The 25,619-nt window shown below is 32.9% G+C and carries 7 protein-coding genes; all 7 read left to right on the forward strand.

The window, feature by feature from the left end; all coding sequences use genetic code 11:
- Positions 1-61: 61 nt before the first annotated feature.
- Positions 62-1,327, forward strand: a complete 1,266-nt coding sequence (gene fabD, locus ACWJJ7_RS02500) for an ACP S-malonyltransferase (protein ID WP_462963785.1) — start codon at positions 62-64, stop codon at positions 1,325-1,327.
- A 55-nt stretch (positions 1,328-1,382) separates the two neighbouring features.
- Entirely contained in the window at positions 1,383-2,084 is a 702-nt protein-coding gene (locus tag ACWJJ7_RS02505; protein WP_462963786.1) for a thioesterase II family protein, read from the forward strand.
- 90 nt (positions 2,085-2,174) lie between these two features.
- Complete coding sequence (locus tag ACWJJ7_RS02510) at positions 2,175-5,558, forward strand: condensation domain-containing protein (protein WP_462964926.1); 3,384 nt, start codon at positions 2,175-2,177, stop codon at positions 5,556-5,558.
- A gap of 38 nt (positions 5,559-5,596) precedes the next feature.
- Positions 5,597-7,312: a B12-binding domain-containing radical SAM protein gene (locus ACWJJ7_RS02515; protein ID WP_462963787.1), complete on the forward strand. Its 1,716-nt coding sequence runs from the start codon at positions 5,597-5,599 to the stop codon at positions 7,310-7,312.
- 56 nt (positions 7,313-7,368) lie between these two features.
- Positions 7,369-13,125: an amino acid adenylation domain-containing protein gene (locus ACWJJ7_RS02520; RefSeq protein ID WP_462963788.1), complete on the forward strand. Its 5,757-nt coding sequence runs from the start codon at positions 7,369-7,371 to the stop codon at positions 13,123-13,125.
- Positions 13,118-17,719, forward strand: coding sequence for an SDR family NAD(P)-dependent oxidoreductase (locus ACWJJ7_RS02525; protein WP_462963789.1), 4,602 nt, complete (start codon positions 13,118-13,120; stop codon positions 17,717-17,719). Before ACWJJ7_RS02520 ends, ACWJJ7_RS02525 begins: the two co-directional genes overlap by 8 nt.
- Positions 17,719-25,584, forward strand: a complete 7,866-nt coding sequence (locus tag ACWJJ7_RS02530) for an amino acid adenylation domain-containing protein (protein ID WP_462963790.1) — start codon at positions 17,719-17,721, stop codon at positions 25,582-25,584. The genes ACWJJ7_RS02525 and ACWJJ7_RS02530 overlap by 1 nt, the downstream gene beginning before the upstream one ends.
- Positions 25,585-25,619: the final 35 nt, after the last annotated feature.

Below are 25,619 nucleotides of genomic sequence, written 5' to 3' on the forward strand. Positions count from 1 at the left end.
TTTCAGTAGGTTTCTTAGCCAATATCATGATGAAAATAAAAAATGATAAGGAGTGACAGATGTGAAACTTGCAATATTATTTCCAGGTCAAGGTTCCCAATATATTGGAATGGGAAAAGTATTATATGATCAATATGAAATCGCTAAAAGGACTTTTGAGGAAGCAAACGATGCTTTAAATTATGATATTCAGAAGCTATGTTTTCAAGGTAGTTTAGATGAATTAAGCAAAACCGAAAATTGCCAGCCAGCTATTTTAGCAACAAGTGTTGCGGCTTTTAGGGTTTATATGAAGGAAATAGGCATTAAACCATCCATTTTAACAGGGCATAGTTTAGGTGAATATTCAGCTTTAGTATGTGCAGGAAGTATGAACTTCATAGATGCATTAAAGATAGTTAGACAGAGAGGGGTATTAATGCAAAAGGCAGTCCCAGTTGGTATTGGAGCAATGGCGGCTGTAGGCAATGTTAAGATGAGTATTATTGAAGAAGAATGTAAAAATTATATGAAGTCCTATAATAAAATCGTAAGCGTTTCTAATTATAATTCATCAGGTCAAATTATTATTTCAGGACATAAAATGGCAGTTGAGGAATTGTGCATGAAATTCTCTGGTATAGGTGGAAGAATTCATCATCTTAAGGTAAGTGCTCCGTTCCACTGTTCATTAATGCAACCAGCAGCAAATAATTTAAATCAAGAATTACAAAAGTATTTGTATAAGGATTTTAAATATCCGGTTTTATCTAATGTAAATGCACTACCGTATAAAACAAAAGACGTGATAGTTGATAATTTAACATCACAAGTTGTTAGCCCAGTTAGATGGATTGACTCAATGTTATATTTGAAAAACCAGGGAATAGACATTGCCATAGAAATGGGATCCAAAGGTATTTTAAAAAATTTAATGAAAGTAAATGTAAAGGATATTACTGTTTATACATCTGAAAGTATGAAAGATTTTACACATGTAAAAGATGAAGTTTTTAGTATGCAAAAGCAACAAAATAATAATAATGGCCTTTCAACATTAATAACAAGATGCGTGGCAATAGCGGTGTGTACTAAAAATAGTAACTTGAATAATGATGAGTACCAGAAAGGTGTTGTAGTACCTTATAGAAAAATTAGAGACATGCTGATGAAGCTGGAAGAGAGTTCTCTAGAGCCTACATTGGGACAAGCAGAAGAAGCGCTTAATATGCTTATATCAGTATTTAAAACAAAGGGAACGCCAATTGATGAGCAGAATGAAAGGTTTAATAAATTATTTAGTGAGACAAGCACAAGACAATTGTTTCCGAACTTAATAACGCAATAATAACGATTTATAAAATAGCTATAAAGTTAAAAAAATATTGTTAATGGAGGTTATTATGGGAAAATTAAAACTATTTTGTATACCTTATGCAGGTGGATCTGCAACAATATACAATCAATGGAAAAAACGGGTTAATGGCAATATTGAAATATGCCCAATAGAATTACCAGGTAGAGGTAACAGATTTAATGAATCTTTATGCTTTAAAATGGAACATTTGGTGAATGATACATTTAATCAAATAAAAAACCACATAAATAACCAGCCATATGCATTCTTTGGATATAGTATGGGTAGTGTGATTTCTTATGAACTAATACGTAAACTTGAAAAGGAGGGATATGCACCACCCCTTCATGCATTTTTTGCAGCAAGGCAGGCTCCACATGTAAATAGTTGTGAAAAAAAACTACATCTTCTTGAACAAGATGAATTTTCAAGTGAAATTTATAAATTAGGAGGTACTCCAAAAGAATTATTTGAAAATATAGAGCTTAGAAACATATTTATTGAAATATTAAAAGCTGATTATCAAGTAGTTGAGACATACGATCATGACGCACAAGACAATAAGATTAATTGCAATATTTCAGTTCTTTATGGTAATGAAGATTGTTTCACAAATGAAGAGATAAAAGAATGGTCTAAGCTTACTAATAAGAATTCTTCTTTTTTTAGTTTTAATGGAGGTCACTTTTTTATAAATGATAAATTGGATGATGTAATAGAAATAGTAAACGCTACCATTACAAAATAATGGGTTACGATGATTTAAAGGTGGATAAATAAGACTAATGAATTTATGCTGAAGTTGCTACCATAATAATCTGAGGTTAAGGTGAAAAAAATGCTGAAATATAATAATTTAGTTGAAGTGATACAAAGTGTAAGTAAAATGAAGGATAGAGGGATATCCTTTATTAATAATAATGATAGTGATACATTTGTTTCATATGAAGAGTTTTATAAAAAGGCTCTGGGTGTTCTAGATTATCTACAGTCAAAAGGAATACATCGTGGACATGAATTAGTATTACAAATACAAAAGAATGAACAGTTCTTGTACATATTTTGGGCCTGTATCTTAGGTGGTATAACCCCGGTGCCACTTACAGTTGGTAATAATGACGAACATAAACTTAAGCTCTTTAAGATATGGAATATTTTGAAAAGACCAAACCTAGTAATTGATTCAAAACGGATTTCTATTTTGGATAAATTTTGTGATGATAATTTGCAAAATGAATTTGATAACATAAAACATAAGATAATATATACAGAGGACATTTTTGATAAGGAAGAAACTATTATATCAATTAACGCTATTGTTAATACACCAAAACAAAATGATACTGCTTTTATACAATTCTCTTCAGGATCTACAGGAGAACCAAAAGGTGTGGTACTAACCCATGAAAATCTATTGTCTAATATTACTGCTATCTCAAAAGCTATGAAACTTAAAGAAAATGATTCATTTCTATCTTGGATGCCAATAACACATGATATGGGTATTATAGGTTTTCATCTAGTACCTATTGTAAATCAATTAAATCATAGTTTAATAACTATTGGCTTGTTTATTAGAAACCCTACTTTATGGATGAAAAAGGCAGATGAATACAAGGCTACAATACTTTGCTCACCAAATTTTGGGTATTCATTTTTTTTATCACATTTTTCACATGAGATTGCAAAAGAATGGAATTTGTCTCATGTACGTTTGATTTTTAATGGGGCAGAGCCTATTTCATATGATTTATGCAATAAATTTCTAAATGTTATGATAGAATATGGGCTTAACAGAAAGAGCATGTTTACAGTATATGGAATGGCAGAAGCTAGTTTAGCTGTGGCATTTCCTAAGCCAGAAGAAGAATTTAAAATAGTATTTGTTGATCGTCGTCATTTGGGCATAGGAGAACAGGCCATGGAAATCGATAAAAACGATGAAAATGCAGTAGGGTTTGTAGAAGAGGGAAGTGCTGTTGATTATTGTGAATTAAGGATATGTGATGAAAAAGATCAAGAATTAGGAGACAATGTAGTTGGGCAGATTCATATTAAGGGCAAGAATGTTACATCTGGTTATTATAATGATGCTGAAGAAAATGAAAGGGTAATAACAAAAGATAAATGGTTAAAAACAGGAGATCTCGGATTTTTAATAAATGGATGCTTAGTTGTAACAGGAAGATTAAAAGATATTATATTTGTCAATGGTCAAAACTATTATTCACATGACATAGAGCGTGTTTTAGAGGAACTTGAAGAAATTGAATTAGGAAAAGTAGTAGCTACTAATGTATTAAATATAAAAACACAATTAGAAGAAATCATAATATTCGTTTTGTTTAAAAAAAAGCAGGATGAATTTGTATCATTAGCTTCAAAAATAAAACTATTTATAAGAGAAAGAATTGGGATTTTTGTTAAGGATGTTATACCTATTAAAAGAATACATAAAACTACAAGTGGGAAGGTGCAAAGGTTTAAACTTGCTAGTATGTATGAAGAAGGAATGTTTCCAACAATTAATAATTTATTTGAAACAAATAAAGAGAAAATTGCTTCTACAAAGGAACTAGAAGTTATAGACAATGAGATTGAATTAATTGTTTGCGACATTTGTAAAAATATCTTACAGATTAATGCAATTGGTGTTTCTGATAATTTTTATGAGTTTGGTATGAACTCCCTAAAAATCACTTTATTGGTAGACACTTTACATGAGATTTTCAATGTGGAAATACCGTTGGTAGAAATGTTTAAGTTATCTACAATAAAGAATTTATCAAAATATATAGCTAATTGTCAGGGTAAAGATATATATTCTTCTATAGAAATTATTACTGATAAAACATGTTATTCTAAAGGATGTTACGAGGCTTCAGCAGCTCAGAAAAGAATTTATGTAGTTGATGAGATAGCTGATGATACAGTGGGGGAAAACATTGGGTATAATATGCCTGAGGCGATTCTTATTGAAGGAGATTTAGATATTGATAAGATTGATAAAGCATTTAACATATTAATAAATAGACATGAATCGTTAAGGACATCCTTTGAAATACATAATGGAGAACACGTACAGAAGATTCATGATGTGGTTCCATTTAAAGTAAGTTATTTTGATGCTTCCGAAGACAAAATAAACGAGCTTATGGATAGGTTTATAAAACCTTTCATGCTTGATATACCTCCACTTATTAGAGCATCACTTGCTAAAATTGGAGAGAATAAGCATGTAATAATGATTGATATGCATCATATTATATCCGATGGTTGGTCCTTATTGGTACTTCTTGAAGAGCTAGTTATGCTACTTCAAGAGATTGAGCTCCCGGAATTAAGAGTCCAATATAAAGATTTTACTGCATGGCAGAATAAGCTGTTTAAGTCAGATAACATGCAAGTCAAAGAAAGATATTGGATGAGTAAATTTCCGGAAAAGGAAAGCAATATGATACCAATATTGAATTTTCCCACTGATTTTCCAAGACATTTAAAAAAGACTTTAAAAGGTGATAGAGTAGTAGTAACCAGTAGCAGAGATATAATTGATCACCTCAATAAAGTTGTATTAAATACATCAAGCACTTTACATATAGTCATGCTAGCGGCATATTATGTACTGCTTTCAAAATACTCTGGTCAAGAAGACATTATAGTAGGTTCTCCTACAGTAGGAAGACCCCACAGAGATTTACAAAATATTATAGGAATGTTTGTTAATATGCTTGTTAATAGAAACACACCTAAACATGATATAACTGTTAGGCGGTTTATTGCTGAGGTCAAAGAGAACTGTCTGAACGCTTATCAAAACCAGGACTATCAGTTTGATGAATTAGTAAACAAGTTAAAACTAAAGAGAGATATGAGCAGAAACCCATTGTTTGACTATGTTTTTGCAGTTCAAAATTTTGATACACAAGTACTAGATAATAACAAAATTAAGTTAACTCCATACGATTTTAATTATAAAATCTCAAGGTTTGATATGTTTCTTTCAATAATGAAAATAGGTGATTCGGTAAGGTTTATGCTTGAGTATTCAACCGAGCTATTTAAAAGAGCCACAGCTGAAAAAATGATGGATCATTATATGGAAATTTTAAATCAAATAAATGAAAGCATTGATATCAGGTTAGAAGATATTGTTTTAAGTAACAGTCTGTCGGTAGCTAATAATATACTAAAATCCGATGAAGAGGATTTCTGCTTCTAGGCTTTTAACTTCATTTAATTAAACAATTGGAGGTATTTATGAATACAAGTTGTGAATTTGAAAATGAAAACAATTCTAAGAGAATAATTTTGGGAATGTTACCTTATTGGACACCACTCGTACCACCCCAAGGAATAGGTATGCTTAAAACCTATCTTCAGAAGTTCGGTCACTATGTCAAAAATTTTGACCCAAACGTTGAGGAAATTTTCAAGAAGGTTTATGAAGACTATTTTAATAAACTAGAAGAGTATGTTCCTTTAGAAAAAAGAGGTAATTTTAACAACATGGGTCATGATGTATTACACAATCATATGATGGCAGCATTTAAGTATAAAGATGAAAAACAGTATATTGAACTTACAAAACAACTTGTTTATCACACTTACTATGTAAATATTGATGAAAAACAGGCTGAGAAAATAAATGAGATAATGGCATACTTTTATAAAAACCTCAAAGAATACTTTGTTGATATTCTAGAAAAAGAAACTCCTGATGTTCTTGGACTTAGCGTATTAAAGGGGAACATTCCAGCATCTATTTTTGTTGCAAGGCTAGCAAAGAAAAGGTGCCCAAATATAAAAGTGGTAATGGGGGGGGGGGCTTTTGCTGACTCTCATGCTGTAGGTTCACCAAATTTCGAAGCTCTTTTGAGTGAAACAGAAGATTGTGTTGATTTAATAATGGTGGCTGGTCAGGGAGAACAGTTGTTTAAAATGTTTTTGGAGGGGGAATTAAATGACAGGAGAGTAGTATCTCTAAAGGATGTTGGTTTAGATGCTATACCTTTTGATCAGATGGATATCGCAGATTTATCTGACTTTAATATATCGTATTATCCGTACATAACTGCGACAGGTTCTGGTAGTTGTCCCTTTGAGTGTAGCTTCTGCAATGCATCAACCTTTTTTGGAAAATTCCGTAAGAAAAATGTAAAGCAGTTAGTGAAAGAAATGTTAAAAACATATAAAACATATGCTAATCAGCTATTCTTTTTGTCGGATTCATTGGTAAACCCATTTGTCGCTGAGCTTTCAGTAGAATTAATTAAAGCTAATGAAACTATGTATTATGACTGTTATTTTAGAGTAGATGATGCATCTGCTAATTTAGATAACACCATTTTATGGCGACGAGGTGGATTGTATAGAACAAGGATAGGAGTTGAAAGTGGTTCTCAAAAGATATTAGATTTAATGCATAAAGGTATTACTATTGAGCAAACCAAAGCGTCATTGTATGGCCTTGCCAGTGCGGGGGTGAAAACTACAGCATATATAGTTATAGGTCATCCAGATGAAACAGAAGAAGATTTCCAAATGACACTTGATCTTTTGGAAGAGATGAAGGATTCTATCTACCAGGCCGAGCCGAATCCGTTCTACTATCATTTTTCTGGACAGGCTGATTCAGACCAGTGGGCAGATAAAAGAATGCTTCTGTATCCAAAAAATATGAGCGATATGCTTGTGTTTGAAACATGGACATTAAATTGTGAGCCTTTGAGGGAAGAAAGATTTGAAAGGGTGCAACGATTTAGTGCACACTGCAAGAAACTGGGTATTCCAAATCCATATAATGCTGAAGGGCTTTATGAAGCTGATGAACGTTGGCAGAAACTCCATAAGAATGCTGTTCCTTCAATATGGGATTTTGAAATAGGTGGAAAACAAGTTGCTGAAGCAAAAAATGTTGTTAAGATAACTGAAGCTGAAAATGTATTAGATTTAGAAGACGATTTTAATTTTTAATTTTAAGTATTTGAAGAATATATAGGTATTAAAAGTACTTTTGGAGGAGGAAAATTATGAGTAAATCTGGAATAACAGCAGTAGCCGCGAGCCAGCATATAAAAGAAGGAGCATATTGGCTTAAGAAGTTATCAGGAGAACTTGTTAAAAGCTATATTCCCCATGATTATAAAGAGGCTACAACAGGTAGTGATGAAGCAAGTACATTTGAGTTCTTCTTTTCGGGGGATATTTATACAAAGCTTATAAAAATAAGCAATGGATCTGATCCATTGCTATTTATGATTCTTGTAGCTGGAACTAACATTCTTCTTTATAAATATACAGGAAATGAAGATATTGTAGTAGGAGCACCCATATTTAAGCAGGAAGAAGAGGCTGAATTCATAAATACGGTAGTTGCATTAAGAAATAAAATTGACAGAGAAGCTACATTTAAAGAGATTCTATTAGAGGTTAAGGATACTGTATTTGAAGCTTCTGAAAATCAAAATTATCCAATAGCAACACTTCTCTATCAGCTTGGAATGGACGTTAGTAAAAATCGATTTCCAATTTTTGATGTGGCTTTACTTCTTGAAAACATTCATGATATTGAGTATTTGAGTGAGATTAAAACGAATATAGTAGTACAATTTAACAATAATGGGGACTGTATTAAAGGAGTAGTTAAGTATAATTCATCACTTTATGAAAAAAATACTATTGAAAGAATGATTAATCATTTGAAGAATATTTTAGTTAGTGGAATATCCAATATTAATTTGAAACTTAAAGAAATTGATATAATACAAGAAAATGAAAAAAATACGTTGTTATATGATTTTAACAATGTTTTGGAACCTAAATCTTTTTCCAAAGAGGCTACAATTAATAGACTTTTTGAGGAACAAGTTAAACTGACACCAAACAATATTGCAGTTAAAGGAAAGAATAGAGAGTTTACTTATAGCCAACTAAATGATAAAGCAAACCAACTTGCAAGAGTTTTAAAGGAAAAAGGAGTAGGAGTTTCAACTCAAGATAGCATAGTTGGGATTATGATTGGCAGATCAATAGAGATGGTTGTAAGTATGATAGCAGTATTAAAGGCAGGGGGAGCATATTTACCTATTGACCCAGAATATCCTACAGAAAGAAAACAATTTATGATAGATGATAGTAGTACAAAAATCTTACTAGTAAAGAGCGCTCTTGATAAAGACATTAAATTTAAGGGAAATGTAATATCATTAAGTAAGGAAGATTCATTTAGTAATAATGGTGTAAACCTTGAAGAAAGCTGCAAAGTGAATTCCTTAGCATACATTATATACACTTCAGGATCTATGGGACAACCTAAGGGTGTAATGATAGAACATAGTTCTATTGTAAATACTCTGTCATGGAGAAGAGATTATTATAAATTTAATGAAAAAGATGTTGTGCTACAAATTCCTTCTTTTTCTTTTGATAGTTCAGTTGAAGATATATTTACCCCTCTTATCAGTGGATCAAAGCTTGTACTTATAGAACAACAAAGCAGATTTGATATAGTATATCTAAAGAATATGATTAATAAACACGAAGTAACAAATTTCTTAATTACTCCTGGTCTTTACAAAACGCTACTAGATGAGGCTCCTGATTGCTTAAAGAAAATGAGAATTGTTACAATTGCAGGAGATAATTTTAATGAGGAATTCGTGAAAGAACACTTTGAAAAATTGAATAATGTTAGATTAATAAATGAGTATGGACCAACTGAAAATAGCGTGTGTACTACTGTATATGAATTTACATCTCAAAATACGAAGGTTATAATTGGAAAACCAATTAACAATGTTAAGTGCTATATATTAGATAGGCACAATACCCTTTGCCCTATAGGAATTCCTGGAGAATTATGTACATCTGGAGTAGGACTAGCAAGAGGATATTTAAATATGCCTGAACTTACAGAAGAAAAATTCATTAAAAACCCTTATTCAGCAGATGACAGAATGTATAAAACCGGTGATCTTGCAAAATGGCTACCAGATGGTAATATAGAATTTTTAGGCAGAACAGATCATCAAGTGAAAATAAGAGGCTTTAGAATAGAACTTGGTGAAATAGAAAGTCAGCTATTAACTCATGAACAGGTAACGGACACAATAGTTATTGCAATGGATAATACAGATGGTAGCAAATACCTTATACAGTATTTTGTTGCAGCTGAAAGGATTCCTACACCTGAGCTAAAATGGTGTTTAAATGATGCATTACCTGACTATATGATTCCTTCTTACTTTGTCCAGTTGGATAAAATGCCCTTAACTTCAAATGGTAAAATTGACAGAAAAGCTCTCCCAAAGACATTTGAAGGTATTTCTTCAAGCACCGGATTTGAAGAGCCATCAAGTGATACAGAAATTCAGTTGGTTGAAATTTGGAAGAAAATTTTAGACCTCAGTAAGATTAGCGTAAATGATAATTTCTTTGAAATTGGTGGTCACTCTCTAAGGGCTACTACACTTGTATTTAGGATTCGTAAGAAGTTGCATGTTGAATTACCATTGAAAGAAATATTTAGAAATCCAACTATAAGGGAACTTGCAAGTAACATAGATCACAGTGAGAAAAAATTATATGTTTCAATTGAATCTATTGATGAAAAAGAATACTATGCTGCATCTTCTGCTCAAAAGAGGATGTATCTTGTAAATAAGGTAGAAGGCATCGGAGACACATATAATGTTCCTATGGCAATGTTTATTGATGGAATGCTTGATATGGAACGTACACAAAAGGCTTTAAATACTATTGTGGAAAGACATGAGTCCTTCCGTACATCATTTGATTTTGTAGATGATGAACTTGTTCAAAGGGTTCATAAAGATGTTGTATTTAATATGAATTATATAGAAAGCGATAAAGATCAACTTAGTAAAATTGGAAAAACGTTTGTAAACACATTTGACTTTAAAGCTGCTCCTCTCCTTAGGGCTTTGCTTGTTAACTTAAAGGATGGTAAAAGTGTACTGATGTTTGATATGCATCACATTATATCAGATGGAGTTTCTATGGATATTCTCATAAAAGAGTTTGTGGCATTATATGAGGGAAAAGAGCTTCCTAAACTAAACATTCAGTATAAGGATTTTATGGCATGGCAGGAGAGCTTTTTAACAAGTGATGAAATGAAAAAGCAAAAGGAATACTGGTTAGATGAACTATCAGGTGAGCTCCCAGTACTAAATATGCCTACTGATTATCCAAGACCTTCAGTACAGAACTTTGAAGGGGACAAGGTAAGAACTACAATAGATGCACATGCTACTAAATCTTTAAAAGAGTTAGCAAATAAAACAGGCACAACTTTATTTTCAGTATTACTTGGAGCATATAATGTACTGTTGTCAAAATATACAGGACAAGAAGACATAATAGTAGGATCACCTATAGCTGGAAGAACTAATCCTGACCTTGAAAACATAATAGGTATGTTTATAAACATGCTTGCATTGCGTAATTACCCAGAAAGTGGTAAGTCATTTAGAGATTTTTTGAAAGAAATTAGTGAAAGATCTATAAAGGCTTTTGACAATCAAGATTATCAGTTCAATGACCTTGTGGATGAACTTAACATAGACAGGAATATGAGCAGAAGTCCACTGTTCAATACTATGTTTGCTTTACTTAACATGGAATTTAGACAGACTGAAATAGCTGGTTTGAAATTTAAACTTGAGGATGTAGAAACCCAAACATCTAAATTCGACATTACGGCTATTGCAATAGAGCGAAATGACGAAATAGAATTGATTTTTGAATTTTCTACAAAAATTTATAAAAAGGAAACAGTTGAAAGATTTTCAGCTCATTTTCTTAATATTGTGAATAGGATTACGGAAAATCCTGATCAGAAGCTCCATGAAATACTATTATTAAACGAAAAAGAACAGATGATTTTATTAAAAGATTTCAATAATACAACTGTTGAATACCAGAAGGACAAAACAATACTTGATCTTTTCGCAGAACAGGTAAAAAATACACCTGACAATGCCGCAGTAGTATTTAAGGGGAAAACTCTTACTTACATTGAATTAGATAATAAATCAAATCTTATAGCTAACACATTAAGAAATAGTTTGTCTGTTAAACAAGAAGATATAGTTGGGATAATGGTAGAAGGTTCCTTTGAAATGTTTGTAGGCATATTAGGTATATTAAAAGCGGGTGGAGCATATTTGCCAATAGACGCTAGCACTCCATATGAAAGAATTAAATACATGATTGAGGATAGTAAAACAAGTATTTTGCTTACTAATAGCTCAATTGCCAATTCACAATTGGTTGAGAATTTAACAAGTGATAATAAGAAAACTGTTACAGTAATAAATCTAGATGATGAAGAAATATATACTGGAAATGGTTTTAAGCTTGAAAGTGTAAATACCTCAAAGGATTTAGCCTATATAATTTATACATCTGGTACAACAGGAAAGCCAAAAGGGGTTATGGTAGAGCACAGGTCACTAGTTAACTTATGCAATTGGCATATAAAGAATTATGGAATAACAGCAGATGATAGTAGTACAAAGTACGCAGGGTTCGGGTTTGACGCTTCTGTTTGGGAAATATTCCCATATATTATTACCGGTGCTTCAATTCATATAATAGAAGATAATATTAAGCTAGACACTATAAAACTTAATGATTACTTTGAGTCAAATAATATAACCATCAGCTTTTTGCCAACACAGATTTGTGAGCAGTTTATGGATTTAAATAACACATCTCTAAGAAAGCTATTAACTGGAGGGGATAAACTCAATCAGTTTGTTAAAAAAAATTATGAACTTGTTAATAATTACGGACCAACTGAGAGTACCGTTGTTGCAACAAGTTTTACTGTGGAGAGTAATCAAAACAATATACCTATCGGTAAGCCTATATATAATACTCAAATTTATATTCTTGATAAAAATAACAAACCTCAACCGACTGGGGTAGTGGGTGAATTGTTCATAGCAGGTGATAGTTTAGCTAGGGGTTACTTAAACATGCAAAAACTTACAGATGAGAAATTTGTATGTGATCCCTTTAAGGAAAATGGCAGGATGTATCGCACAGGAGACAATGCTAGATGGATTGATGACGGTAACATTGAATTTATGGGTAGAACAGACTATCAAGTTAAGATCAGAGGCAACAGGATAGAACTTGGAGAAATTGAAGATATGCTTTTGAATCATATCCAAATAAAGGAAGCGGTAGTGACAGCTAAATTAGATAATGGAGGGAATAAATGCCTCGTTGCATACATTGTATGTGAAAAAGAAATATCTGTAATTGATATAAAGAAACATCTTTCGAGTGAGCTACCAGAGTACATGATACCATCATTCTATGTACAACTTGATAAGGTTCCACTTTCTCCTAATGGAAAAGTAGACATAAATGAATTACCACAACTTGATGCAACAATTAATACAGGAGTTGAGTATACTGCCCCAGATGATGAAACAGAAAAAAAACTTGTAAGTATATGGAACGAAGTGCTTGGAGTAGAGAAAATCGGAACAAATGACAATTTCTTCGACATAGGTGGAAACTCTCTACTTATAATGAAGGTTGTAAGCAAGATATGGTCACAATTCAATATAGGTGAAGATAAGATAACAGTGATGACCATGTTCAAGTATCCAACTATATCATTAATGGCTAAACAACTAGGTGAGGATAATGAAGTAGAATCATCCTCCTTTGAAGAAGTCTCGAGTAGGGCACGGAGAAGAAACCAAGCAGCAAAAGGAATGGGAGATAGGAGGACCTTAAATGAGTAATTCGGCAGAAGAGGTTATTGGTGAAGATATAGCAATCATTGGAATTTCAGGAAGATTCCCTGGAGCCAGTGACATGAATGAATTATGGGAAAATATAAAGAATGGTGTTGAGTCCATAGAATTTTTCTCGGATGAAGATATGAAAAAAGCTAATGTGGATCCTACTCTATATAATGACTCAAATTATGTAAAGGCTGGAGCGATTATAGAAGACATTGAGATGTTTGATTCACAGTTTTTTGGGCTTAATCCAAAGGAAGCTGAGATTTTTAATCCTCAGCACCGCATTTTCCTGGAATGTACGTGGGAAGCTTTAGAAAATGCAGGATATAATTCTGAAGCTTACGATGGAAGAATTGGAGTTTATGGTGGGGAAGGCTTTAATACATACTTAATGAATATTGCTTCAACCACTGATTCGGCAAAAAAAATAAATGAGATTCAATTGTTGATAGGGAATGAAAGAGATTTCCTATCAACAATGGTATCTTATAAGCTTAATCTCAAAGGTCCGAGCATGACTGTTCAATCAGGATGTTCTACATCCCTTCTTGCCATTTCACTAGCATGCCAAGGGTTAAGAAACTATCAGTGTGATATGGCATTAGCAGGAGGGATAAGCCTTGGTATTCCTCAAAAAAGCGGATATTTGTACATGGAAGGTAGCATACTTTCTCCCGATGGGCATTGCAGACCATTTGATGAAAAGGCAAATGGTACTGTAGGTGGAAATGGCGCAGCAGTTGTATTACTTAAAAGACTTGAAGATGCAGTAGAGGACGGAGATTATATATACGCTATTATAAAAGGAACGGCAGTAAACAATGATGGATCATTAAAAATTGGTTATACTGCCCCTAGTGTAGATGGGCAAGCGAATGTTATATATGAAGCACTAGAAGTAGGCGGAGTAAAGCCTGACACTATTGGATATATAGAAACACATGGTACAGGGACCACATTAGGTGATCCTATTGAATTTGAAGCTCTAAATAAGGTATTCCGTAGTAATACTAAAAGAAAAGGGTTTTGTGCTCTTGGCTCCGTGAAAGCTAATATGGGACATCTAGATATTGCAGCAGGTGCAGCAGGAGTCATAAAAACGGCCCTAGCACTTAAAAATAAGACAATTCCTCCATGCGTTAATTTTGAAAAGCCTAATCCAAAAATGAAATTAGATGAAAGTGCCTTTTATATACCAAAAGTGGCAGCTGAGTGGAAAGTTGATGGAATACCACGCAGGGCTGGGGTTAGTTCGTTCGGTATTGGAGGAACAAATGTTCACGCTGTTTTAGAAGAAGCGCCAGAAATAGAAAAATCACACTCAAGCAAGTCTTGCCATACTGTACTGCTATCAGCAAGGTCTGAAAAAGCATTAGGGGATATGACTACTAATTTGGCAAATCACCTCAAAAAAAATCCTCATATTGATATAGCTGATGCAGCTTATACATTGCAGATGGGGAGAAAAATGTTTGACTTTAGAAAAGCAGTAGTTTGCAGTAGTGGAGATGATGCGGCAGATATAATGAGTAAATCCAATCATGAACGTATAATAGCGGGAAGTGGGGAAATAGGTACTAAAAATATAGTATTTATGTTCCCAGGTCAAGGAGCCCAATATGTTAATATGGGCCTGGAACTTTATGAAACTGAAGATACATTCAAAGAACAAGTGGACATATGTTCTCAAATATTTGAACCTCATATAGGCGTTGACCTTAGAAAAATCATATATCCAAGCCAAAATGACTTGGTAAATGAACAGATAAATCAAACATATTTAGCGCAGCCAGCTTTATTTACTATTGAGTATGCATTATCTAAAACATTGATGAAATATGGAATAATACCAAATGCTATGATTGGACATAGCTTAGGAGAGTATGTTGCCGCTTGTATTTCAGGAGTGTTTTCCCTTGATGAAATCGTGCCATTGATAGCGGCAAGAGGAAGGATGATGCAAGGACAACCTCATGGGGCTATGACCTCAGTATCTGCAAATGAAGAAGATGTAAAGTCGCTTCTTTGCGAGGGAGTTTCAATTGCCGTAGTAAATAGCCCTACTTCATGTGTAATATCGGGACCAGAGGAGAAGGTGAAGGGTATTGAGTTAGAACTTAAAAAAAATAGCATATGCTTTGTTCGCTTACATACATCACACGCATTTCATTCAGAAATGATGAATTCTTTATTTGAACCATTTATTGCAAAACTTAAAAAGGTTAAGTTGAATGCACCTAAAATACCAATAATATCTAATTTAACTGGTGAATTCTTAAAAAATGAGGAAGCGACAGATCCAGAATATTGGGCAACACATTTAGTTGGGATAGTGAAGTTTTCTCAAGGAATAAAAGAACTACTTAGAGATACTAGTTCATTATTGGTCGAGGTTGGACCAGGGAATAACTTAGTCACATTAGCAAGGCATCAAATGGAAAAAATTAAAAGTTCCCGTGTTATATCCACTATGAGGCATCCACGGTATAAAGGTTCAGATTCTGCATTATTATGTTGTGCTTTCGGGAAATTATGGACAGAGGGTGTTTCGGTGAATTGGGCTGAAATATATAAAGACGAAAAGCGTCTACGAATACCATTACCCACTTATCCTTTTGAGAGACAGAAGTATTGGATTGAAGCTGATAAAAGTATAAAAACAAGTACAGGTATTATTAAAAAAATATCAAAAAACCCTGAAATCTCGGAATGGCTTTATACTCCTTACTGGAAACCTTCTATCCCTATTGGAGTTAAGGATGCTAGTGAATCTAAGTGGTTGATTTTTGCTGATTCATATGGATTAGGTAACAAAATTGCTACAAAACTAGGAAATAAAAATAATGAAGTAACATTGGTATTCTTAGGGGATAGGTATGAAATTAAAGGTGATGGGAACTATTTACTAAATCCTAATAAAAGTGAAGAGTATGTAGAATTGTTTAAATCTCTTTTAGAGACAGATAAATTGCCTGAAAAAATCATACACATGTGGAGTGTTTATGACACAGAAAAAGGAAACAAAGGTTTTGACGAATCTCAAGACAAGGGTTTCTACAGTTTAATTAATATAACAAAAGCAATTAGTAAACTAAATATTATTGATTTTGTGAAAATATCTGTAGTAACCAGTAATATGCAAGAAGTCTGCATTGGGGAGGCATTATGCCCAGAGAAGGCTACGGTAATGGGACCTTGTAGGGTAATACCGCAGGAATATATAAATTTATCATGTTTAAACATTGACATTAATATTACTGAGTCTGAAAAAATACAAAGTGAAGAGTATGTTTTAGACAGCATTATAAATGAGACGGCTGTAATTAGTAGTGAATATGCTGTTGCCTACAGGGGAAATACAAGATGGAAACAGGATTTCGAAAAGGTTAACCCAGCAGAGAATAATGTAATGGGCTATCTTAAAAATGAAGGCGTTTATCTTATTACTGGAGGAATTGGAAATATAGGTCTTGTATTTGCAAGGTACCTTGCAAAGGAATATAAGGCTAAATTGATATTAGTTGGAAGATCTAAGTTCCCCGCAAAAAGTGAATGGGAACAGTGGATTGATTCAAAAGGACCAGAAGATGCAACGAGTATTAAAATAATTAATATGAAGCAGATGGAAGATATGGGTGCCGAAGTATTGGTGTATTCAGCAGATGTTACAAATGAAGAACAGATTAAGGAAGTTATAAAAAATACAATTATGAAATTCGGTAAAATAAATGGTGTAATACATGCAGCAGGTGTTGTTGGTGAGGATACGTATAATTCTATTCAAGAGATTGAAAGGATTAAAGTGGAAGAACAATTTAAATCTAAAATACATGGAACGTATGTTTTGGAAGAAGCCTTAAGAGATACAGATATTGATTTTTGCCTCTTGGTATCATCTTTATCAGCAGTATTAGGAGGACTTGGACTCACTGCTTATTCAGCTGCAAACTTTTTTATGGATGCATTTGTAAGAGATAATAATGCTAAAAAAATTATTTCATGGGTAAGTGTAAACTGGGACGGATGGGCATTTTCAGACAAGTTTGAAAGTCCAGATGGACTTTATATAGCTCCTGAGGAGGGGACTGAAGTTCTTGAACATATACTAAAATGCTGTATGATGAAAAACATTGTGGTTTCTGTAGGAGAATTGAAACAGAGAATTGAGCAATGGGTAATCGGTAATAATACTAATAATGAAAAGAAACTTCGTTTAAATAAAGGAAGTATTAACAAATATGAAATAGTAGGAAATGATTTAGAGCAAAGGATCGCATATATATGGAGTGATTTACTGGGAATAGATAATATTAGCATAAACGACAGCTTCTTTGAACTAGGTGGGGATTCTCTCTTAGCATCACAGGTTATTTATCGTATGAGGGTTGAACTACAAATGGATATACCGATAAAAGAATTCTTTGAAACTCCAACAGTTAGAGAGATAGCAGAAAAATTAGAAAATAGTAAAGATAAAGATAAAGATAAAGAAAGAAAGATTGCTGAAGCATTGAATAGGGTAATGGCACTCTCTAAAACAGAAGTGCAAAAGCTTTTAGAAGAAGTAAAGAATGATAGGAGCAAAGAATAATGGATACATTGAATAGTCTTAATGAGTTGACGCTTGAACAGAGAGAGTTACTTGAAGAGTTATTAAAAAAACAAGGTATTGATGTGTCTCAATATTTAGACAGTAAGGAAAAGTATTGTCCAATAGAGGCTACAATAAAAAAGGAATATTATTCCATGTCATCGGCACAAAAAAGATTATATGTATTAAATCAAATAGAAGGTTCTAATATAAATTATAATATGCCTGTATATTTAGAAGTTACAGGCTTTCTAGATAATGAAAAATTTCAGGAAGTGTTCAACAAACTAGTACAAAGGCACGAAGCATTAAGGACTTCCTTTGATATGGTAGATGGCGAATTGATACAGAGGGTTAACGAAGAGTTTATAATCAAGGTAGAGCACGTACAAGCCAATGAGGATGAACTATCAAAGATATTAGAAGAGTTTATACAACCATTTGAACTTGATAAAGCACCGCTTATGAGAGTGAAAATAATTAATATAAGTGCTGAGAAACATATATTCGCGTTTGATATGCATCATATAATATCAGATGGGATAACCATGAGTATAATAATTGATGAAATAAGCAGACTTTATAGCGGAGAAGAATTAAAGCCATTGAAACTACAGTACAAGGACTTTGCAGAATGGCAGAATAACCAAATAGAAACAGGCAAAATTAGAAATCAAGAAGCATATTGGTTAGATGTATACAAAGGTGAGATACCTGTACTAAATATGCCAATAGATTATCCAAGGCCAACAATACAGAGTTTTGAAGGGGAGAGTGTAAGTCTTTCTTTAGAAGGGGAATTAATCGAAAAATTAAACGCTCTTGCAAAACAGACCGGTTCCACGCTTTATATAATTATGATTGCAGCTTACAATATACTATTATATAAATACACTGGTCAGGAAGATATTGTAGTTGGAAGCCCTATTGCAGGGAGATCTCATGCATACCTAGAAAAAATTGTTGGCATGTTCATAAACACGCTTACCATGAGAAATTATCCTGACGGGGAAAAAACTTTCAACAAGTTTGTAGAGGAAGTTAAAGAAAATTCATTAAGAGCATATGAAAACCAAGATTATCAGTTCGAGATGTTGGTTGAAAAATTAGGTATAAAGAGAGATTTAAGTAGAAACCCTTTATTCGATACAGTGTTTGTAATGCAGAATACAGGTAATAGGGAAATAAATATTGAAGGACTTAAATTTACTACATTTGAAGTTAATAACAAGGTGTCCAAATTTGATCTAACCATGAATATTGAAGAGATAAAGAACGGGATAATTTTTGATGTTGAGTACAGTACAAAATTATTCAAGAAAGAGACTATCAATAGGTTAATTGGCCATTATATAAACATATTGTATAGGGTAATTGAAAACTCAGAAATTAAAATATCAGAAATAGAAATGCTTCCTGAGAATGAAAGAAGGCAGATCTTATTCGATTTTAACGATACCAAAGCTGATTATCCGAAGGATAAGACAATAAATCAGCTATTTGAGGAACAGGTTGAGAGAACTCCAGACAATATAGCAGTTACATTTGAGGATAATCACCTAACATACAGAGAATTAAATGAAAAATCAAATAGACTGGCAAGAGTGCTGAGAGGTAAGGGAGTACAATCAGAAACAATAGTGGGCATAATGGTAGATAAATCTATTGCTATGATAGTGGGGATAATGGGTATATTAAAGGCTGGAGGAGCATATTTGCCTATAGATCCAAGTTATCCTGAAGAACGAATAAACTATATGCTTGAAGATAGCAAAGCAACAGTGCTATTGGTTGATACAAAACAGTGCGTTATAGAAAATGAGCAGTTTATTCAAGTAATAGATTTAAGTAATGAAGATATATTTTTTGGTAGCGAGTTGAATATTGAGAGTATAAATTTTAGTAATAACTTAGCTTATATAATTTATACATCAGGTACAACTGGTAAACCAAAGGGGTCAATGATGGAACACCGCAATGTAGTGAGGTTAATGTTTAATGAAAGAATGCAATTTGACTTCAATAGCAATGATATATGGACAATGTTCCATTCAATGAGTTTTGATTTTTCAGTATGGGAAATGTACGGGGCACTTTTGTATGGAGGAAAACTCGTAATAGTGCCAAAGCATATTGCTCAAGATCCAGCAGAGTTTCTTAATTTACTTAAAATCGAAAAAGTGACAGTATTGAATCAGACACCTACTGCTTTCTCAAACTTGATAATAGAAGAAATGAGAAATGAGGAAAAGGAACTAAATATTAGATATATTGTATTCGGCGCTGAAGCATTAAAACCAGCAGTATTAAAACCCTGGAGAAAGAAATATGCTAAAACCAAATTGATTAATATGTACGGAATAACAGAAACAACGGTACATGTTACATACAAAGAGATAACAGACCAGGAGATAGATTGTAATATTAGCAACATAGGAAGGCCTATACCTACACTAACTACATACATAATGGATAAAGACCTTAACCTTTTACCAATAGGGGTTCCTGGAGAAATATGTGTTGGTGGAGATGGAGTTTGTCGAGGATATATCGGAAGACCAGGGCTTACTAAGGAGAAATTTATAGAAAATCCTTATGTACCTGGAGAAAGATTATACAGATCGGGAGATTTGGCTAAATTTTTGTCTAATGGTGAAATGCAATATCTTGGTAGAATAGATCATCAGGTGAAAATAAGAGGACATAGGGTAGAGCTTGGAGAGATTGAAAATCAACTTCTTAAACATGCTTCAATAAAGGAAGCTGTAGTTTTAGCTGGTGAGCGTATAGATGGAGAAAAATATCTTTGCGCATACATAGTAGGTGGAAAAGATATAACTGTCTTAGATATAAGAAAGCACTTATTAATAGAATTACCTGAGTACATGATACCGTCCTATTTTGTGCAACTTGATACCATACCTTTAACATCGAATGGTAAGGTTGATAGAAAGGCATTACCAGAACCTGATAACAGCATAAATATAGGGGTAGAATATTCAACAGCTGAAAATGAAATTGAAGAGACGTTTGTGGATATTTGGCAGACAACTTTAAAATTAGAAAAAATAGGAATAAATGATAATTTCTTCGCAATTGGTGGAGATTCTATAAAGGCTATTAGTATTATATATAGTATGAATAAAGCACTAAAAAGTAATTTTCAAATAAAAGATATTTATATTAACCAGACAATAAGGGAGATTGCAGCTACTGTTGATAATACATTAAGTATGAATAGAAATAACGAAATGGAAAGTGGATTAAAGCTTATAGAAGAAATAAAGCAAGGAATATTAAGTGACGAGAGGCAGATATCTATGTTGCCTAAGGAGTGGGAGGATTTCTATCCTTTAAGTCAGATTCAAAACGGAATGGTTTTCTATTCAAAACTTAGACCAGATGAGCCAATATATCATGATCAATTTATATTCAAAATAAAATTTGAAATGTTTGATATGGATATCTACATAAAGGCTTTAAAGTTGCTAGTTGATAGGCATCCAATATTAAGAACTGTATTTATTACAGAGGATTTCAGTATGCCAATTCAGGTTGTACTTAAAAATGTAGTTCCAGACGTAATTATGAAGAATATTGTAGGACTATCTAAGAGTAATCAGGAAGAAAATATCAGGGATTACTTAAGAGAAGATATAAATAATAAGTTTAAATTCCATAATGATCTATTATGGAGAATGAGATTATTTAAAGTAGATGCAAATGATTTTTTCATAATTTTAAGTTTTCAGCATGCAATACTAGATGGGTGGAGCGTGTCTATATTTAATAAAGAATTTATTGAAATATTTAGTAAGCTAATAAAAGGCGAAACATGTCAAATGAAAAAATTGAATAGCGGCTATAAGGATTATGTAGCTATAAATTTGATTAGAAGAACATCAGAAAAGAGTCAGGGATTTTGGAAGGAATTTCTTCAAGATTATTCACGTAATAAAGTGCCATTTAACCTCTCAGGTAAAAGGATAAGCGGTATAAGCGGAGGTAGAATATATAAAGGAGATCTTGGAGAAATCTTACTTAAAAAATTAGAAGAGCAAGCAAAGAAGTACAGTTGTTCAGTGAAGGATATTTGTTTCGGCGCCTATATATATTTACTTGGAATAACATCAACTGAAAGAGATGTTATAACTGGACTAGTAACACATGACAGGCCTGTAATAGAAGATGCAGAAGGAATTCTAGGATGTTTCTTAAACACAATACCTGTAAGGATTACGCTTGACGATTCTGGTGATAAATCTAAAATGATTGAGGATGTAAAGAAATGCCTTAGAGACCTAAAGGAACATGAATTATTCCTATCGGACATTGCGAATATCACAGGTGACGGCGGCAGTGTCGGAAACCCAATTTTTGATACATTATTCAACTTTACAGACTTCCATGTGTTAGAGGATGTAGAAGGCGAAGCTTCTTTAGGAGAATCAGATTATGATCTTCATATAGAATCAAATGAGATGACAAACACATTATTTGACCTAGAAGTATCAAAAACAATGGATATATTCAGTATGCAAATAAAATATGATCCTGGTTATTTCTATGAAGAGGATATAGATATGGCATTGAAGCTGTATACTAGAATACTTGAGAAATTTGCAGATGATAACGTAAATACAATAGATGTTGAAGAACTTATGACCTTAAAAGAAAAAAATGAAATAATATATGAATTCAATAATACAATTGTTGAATATGCTAAAGAAAAAACAATGCATCAGATATTTGAAGAACAGACAGTTAAGACGCCAGATAATACTGCGTTAGTATTTGAAGACAAAACAATGACCTATAAGGAATTGAATGAGAAATCCAACATGCTTGCTAGGATGCTAGTAGACAGAGGAGTAAGGCCCGGGGAAAATGTAGGACTAATAGTACAAAGGGGCTGCGAGATGATAATAGGGATGTTTGCAATCCTAAAAGCTGGCGCTGCTTATGTACCAATAGATCCAGAATATCCAATTGAAAGGAAGTCCATTATCGCAAGTAATGCAAAAATAACTGCAATGGTTATAGAGAAGGGCTACGATCTAAAGGATGATAAAATCCTTAGCAAAATAGAGATTGACTATGAACAAATGAGCAGTTATTCTACGAAAAATTTGAACATGTACAAAGATTCAAAAGAGCTTGCATACATCATATACACATCTGGATCCACAGGTGTTCCTAAAGGAGTAATGATTGAACATCATTCAGCTGTAAACTTAATAGCTTGGGTAAACAAGGAGTTTCAGATAAACGAGCAAGACACTCTGCTATTCATAACATCAATGTGTTTCGATCTGTCCGTATATGACATATTTGGTATTCTTGCATCCGGGGGAAAAATAGTTATCGCTAAGAAGGAACAGATTCAAAATCCTAATGAATTAACAAATATTATTTTGAAAGAAAAAATAACTTTCTGGGACTCAGTTCCGACAACAATGAATTATCTTATTAACGCACTTGAGGAAAATGGAGAAGAGTATACTCAGTGTAGTTTAAGGCTTGTGTTTATGAGCGGTGACTGGATTCCTGTAAAACTACCTAAGAGACTTAAAAAATTTTTTCCAAATGCTAGAGTAATAAGTCTTGGTGGAGCTACGGAAGGTACTGTCTGGTCTAATTATTATCCAATAGATAAAGTAATAGAATATCAAACTAGTATTCCTTATGGTATACCTATAGATAATAATTATTTCTATATATTGGATGATAATCAAAAGGTGTTACCTCGAGGAGTTGCAGGAGAATTATATATTGGTGGCGTAGGAGTTGCACGTGGCTACATGAATAATGAAGAAAAGACAATGTCGTCGTTTGTAATTGACAGGTTTCAAAATACTGAAGGAAGTATGATGTATAGGACTGGAGATTTAGGCAGAATGTTGCCTGATGGGAATATTGAATTTTTAGGAAGAAAAGATCACCAGGTAAAGATAAGAGGATATAGGGTAGAACTTGGTGAAATTGAGAGCCAATTACAAAGGCATGATCTTATAAAAGATGCAGTAGTAATCGATAAAACAGATACTGAAGGTAGTAAATATCTTTGTGCATATATAGTTTCCGAACAGGAAATCACAGTATCTGAATTAAAGGATTACCTTTCCAATAAGCTTCCAGATTATATGATACCTTTATATTTCATAAATTTGGACAAGTTACCATTAACAACAAATGGGAAAGTAGACAGGAAATCACTTCCTGACCCTGATGGTAACATTGTAACTGGTGTAGAATATGAAATGCCTACAAATGAGAATGAGGAAAAGATAGTGGAAATCTGGCAGAAGATATTGGGTAAGGAAAAAATTAGTATAAACGATAGTTTCTTTGACCTTGGAGGACATTCTCTAAAAGCCACAACATTAGTATTAAAAATATATAAGGAATTGCATATTGAAATTCCTCTTAGACAGATATTCAGTACACCTACAGTAAAAGGAATTGCGAAGTATATAGAAAATGAACAAAGTAGTATGTATATTTCTATAGAACCTGTGGAAAAAAAGGATTTTTATTTTCTTTCACCGGCACAGACAAGAATGTATTTACTAAGTCAAAAGGACGGAGCAACGGTAAGTTACAATACTCCTGATGCTGTTGAAATATTAGGAAGTATTGATAAAGAAAAAATCGAAAAAACCTTCAATAAACTTATAAAAAGACATGAAGCTTTTAGAACAACATTTGAAATAATAGAGGGTGCACCTGTACAAATAATACACGATAAGGTTGAGTTCAGTGTTAAATACGTTAAGGTAGAGGACATAGAAGTACCAACTATATTAAAGGAGTTTGTTGGTCCCTTTGACTTAACAATGGCTCCGCTTTTAAGGGTCATGGTAGTAAGTATAAATGACAACAAGCACATACTCTCATATGATATGCATCACATAATATCTGATGGTATATCTATGAAAATAATGATAGAAGAGTTTGTAGCGTTATACAACGATGAATATCTTAAAATACCAAGAATACAGTATAAGGATTTCTCAGAATGGCAGAATGCTCTTATAACTGATGGGAAAATGGGTAAGCAGGAAGAATACTGGTTAGATTTGTTTAAGGATGGAGTGCCTTCATTAAATATGCCTACAGATTACCAAAGACCAGAGGTGCAAAGTTTTGAAGGAGATAGCGTAATTTTAACTTTAGATAGTAAGCTAGTTCTAAAGCTAAATAATATCGCAGTAGAAACAGGTTCAACTATGTTTATGGTCTTGTTGTCTGCATACAATATACTTCTTTCGAAGTACACAGGTAAGGAGGATATAATTGTCGGAAGCCCAATATCGGGAAGACCACATGCTGACCTTGAAAATGTAATTGGAATGTTTGTAAACACTCTTGTAATGAGGAATCATCCCGTAGGAAAAAGAGGTTTTAATGAATTCCTTAAGGAAGTAAAGGAAAGCTCTCTAATGGCATTTGAAAATCAAAACTATCAGTTTGAAGAATTGGTAGAGAAATTGAATATAAAAAGGGATACGAGTCATAATCCGCTATTCGATGTAATGTTTGTAATGCAGAATGTTAGTGATGGCAATAGTGATGGGGTGCAGATAGAAGGTTTAAGTATAAAGCCATATAGTATGGATAAAAAAATATCTAAATTTGACCTTACACTTGAAGCGGGAGAAATGAATAAAGAGATGGTTATGAGATTTGAATATTGTACAAGGATCTTCAATAAAAAATCTATTGAAAGAATGGCTGATGATTATTTTAAAATTATTAACTATATAGTCCAAAATCAATACATGGAAATAAACGATATGGTTTTGGAAATCAAATACAAACAACAAGATAGTGTTATATCAGAGGATATAGATTTCAATTTTTAAGCGCCAGATTTTGCAGAAAAGTAACTAGGGGGTAA

It is taken from the genome of Clostridium sp. CM042 (assembly GCF_055080995.1).

What these genes read in the sequence shown, in the direction of transcription:
- ACWJJ7_RS02510 (WP_462964926.1), top strand. Translation starts at nt 2,175, where the DNA reads ATGCTGAAATATAATAATTTAGTTGAAGTGATACAAAGTGTAAGTAAA.
- ACWJJ7_RS02530 (WP_462963790.1), top strand. Translation starts at nt 17,719, where the DNA reads ATGGATACATTGAATAGTCTTAATGAGTTGACGCTTGAACAGAGAGAG.
- ACWJJ7_RS02520 (WP_462963788.1), top strand. Translation starts at nt 7,369, where the DNA reads ATGAGTAAATCTGGAATAACAGCAGTAGCCGCGAGCCAGCATATAAAA.
- ACWJJ7_RS02525 (WP_462963789.1), top strand. Translation starts at nt 13,118, where the DNA reads ATGAGTAATTCGGCAGAAGAGGTTATTGGTGAAGATATAGCAATCATT.
- ACWJJ7_RS02505 (WP_462963786.1), top strand. Translation starts at nt 1,383, where the DNA reads ATGGGAAAATTAAAACTATTTTGTATACCTTATGCAGGTGGATCTGCA.
- ACWJJ7_RS02515 (WP_462963787.1), top strand. Translation starts at nt 5,597, where the DNA reads ATGAATACAAGTTGTGAATTTGAAAATGAAAACAATTCTAAGAGAATA.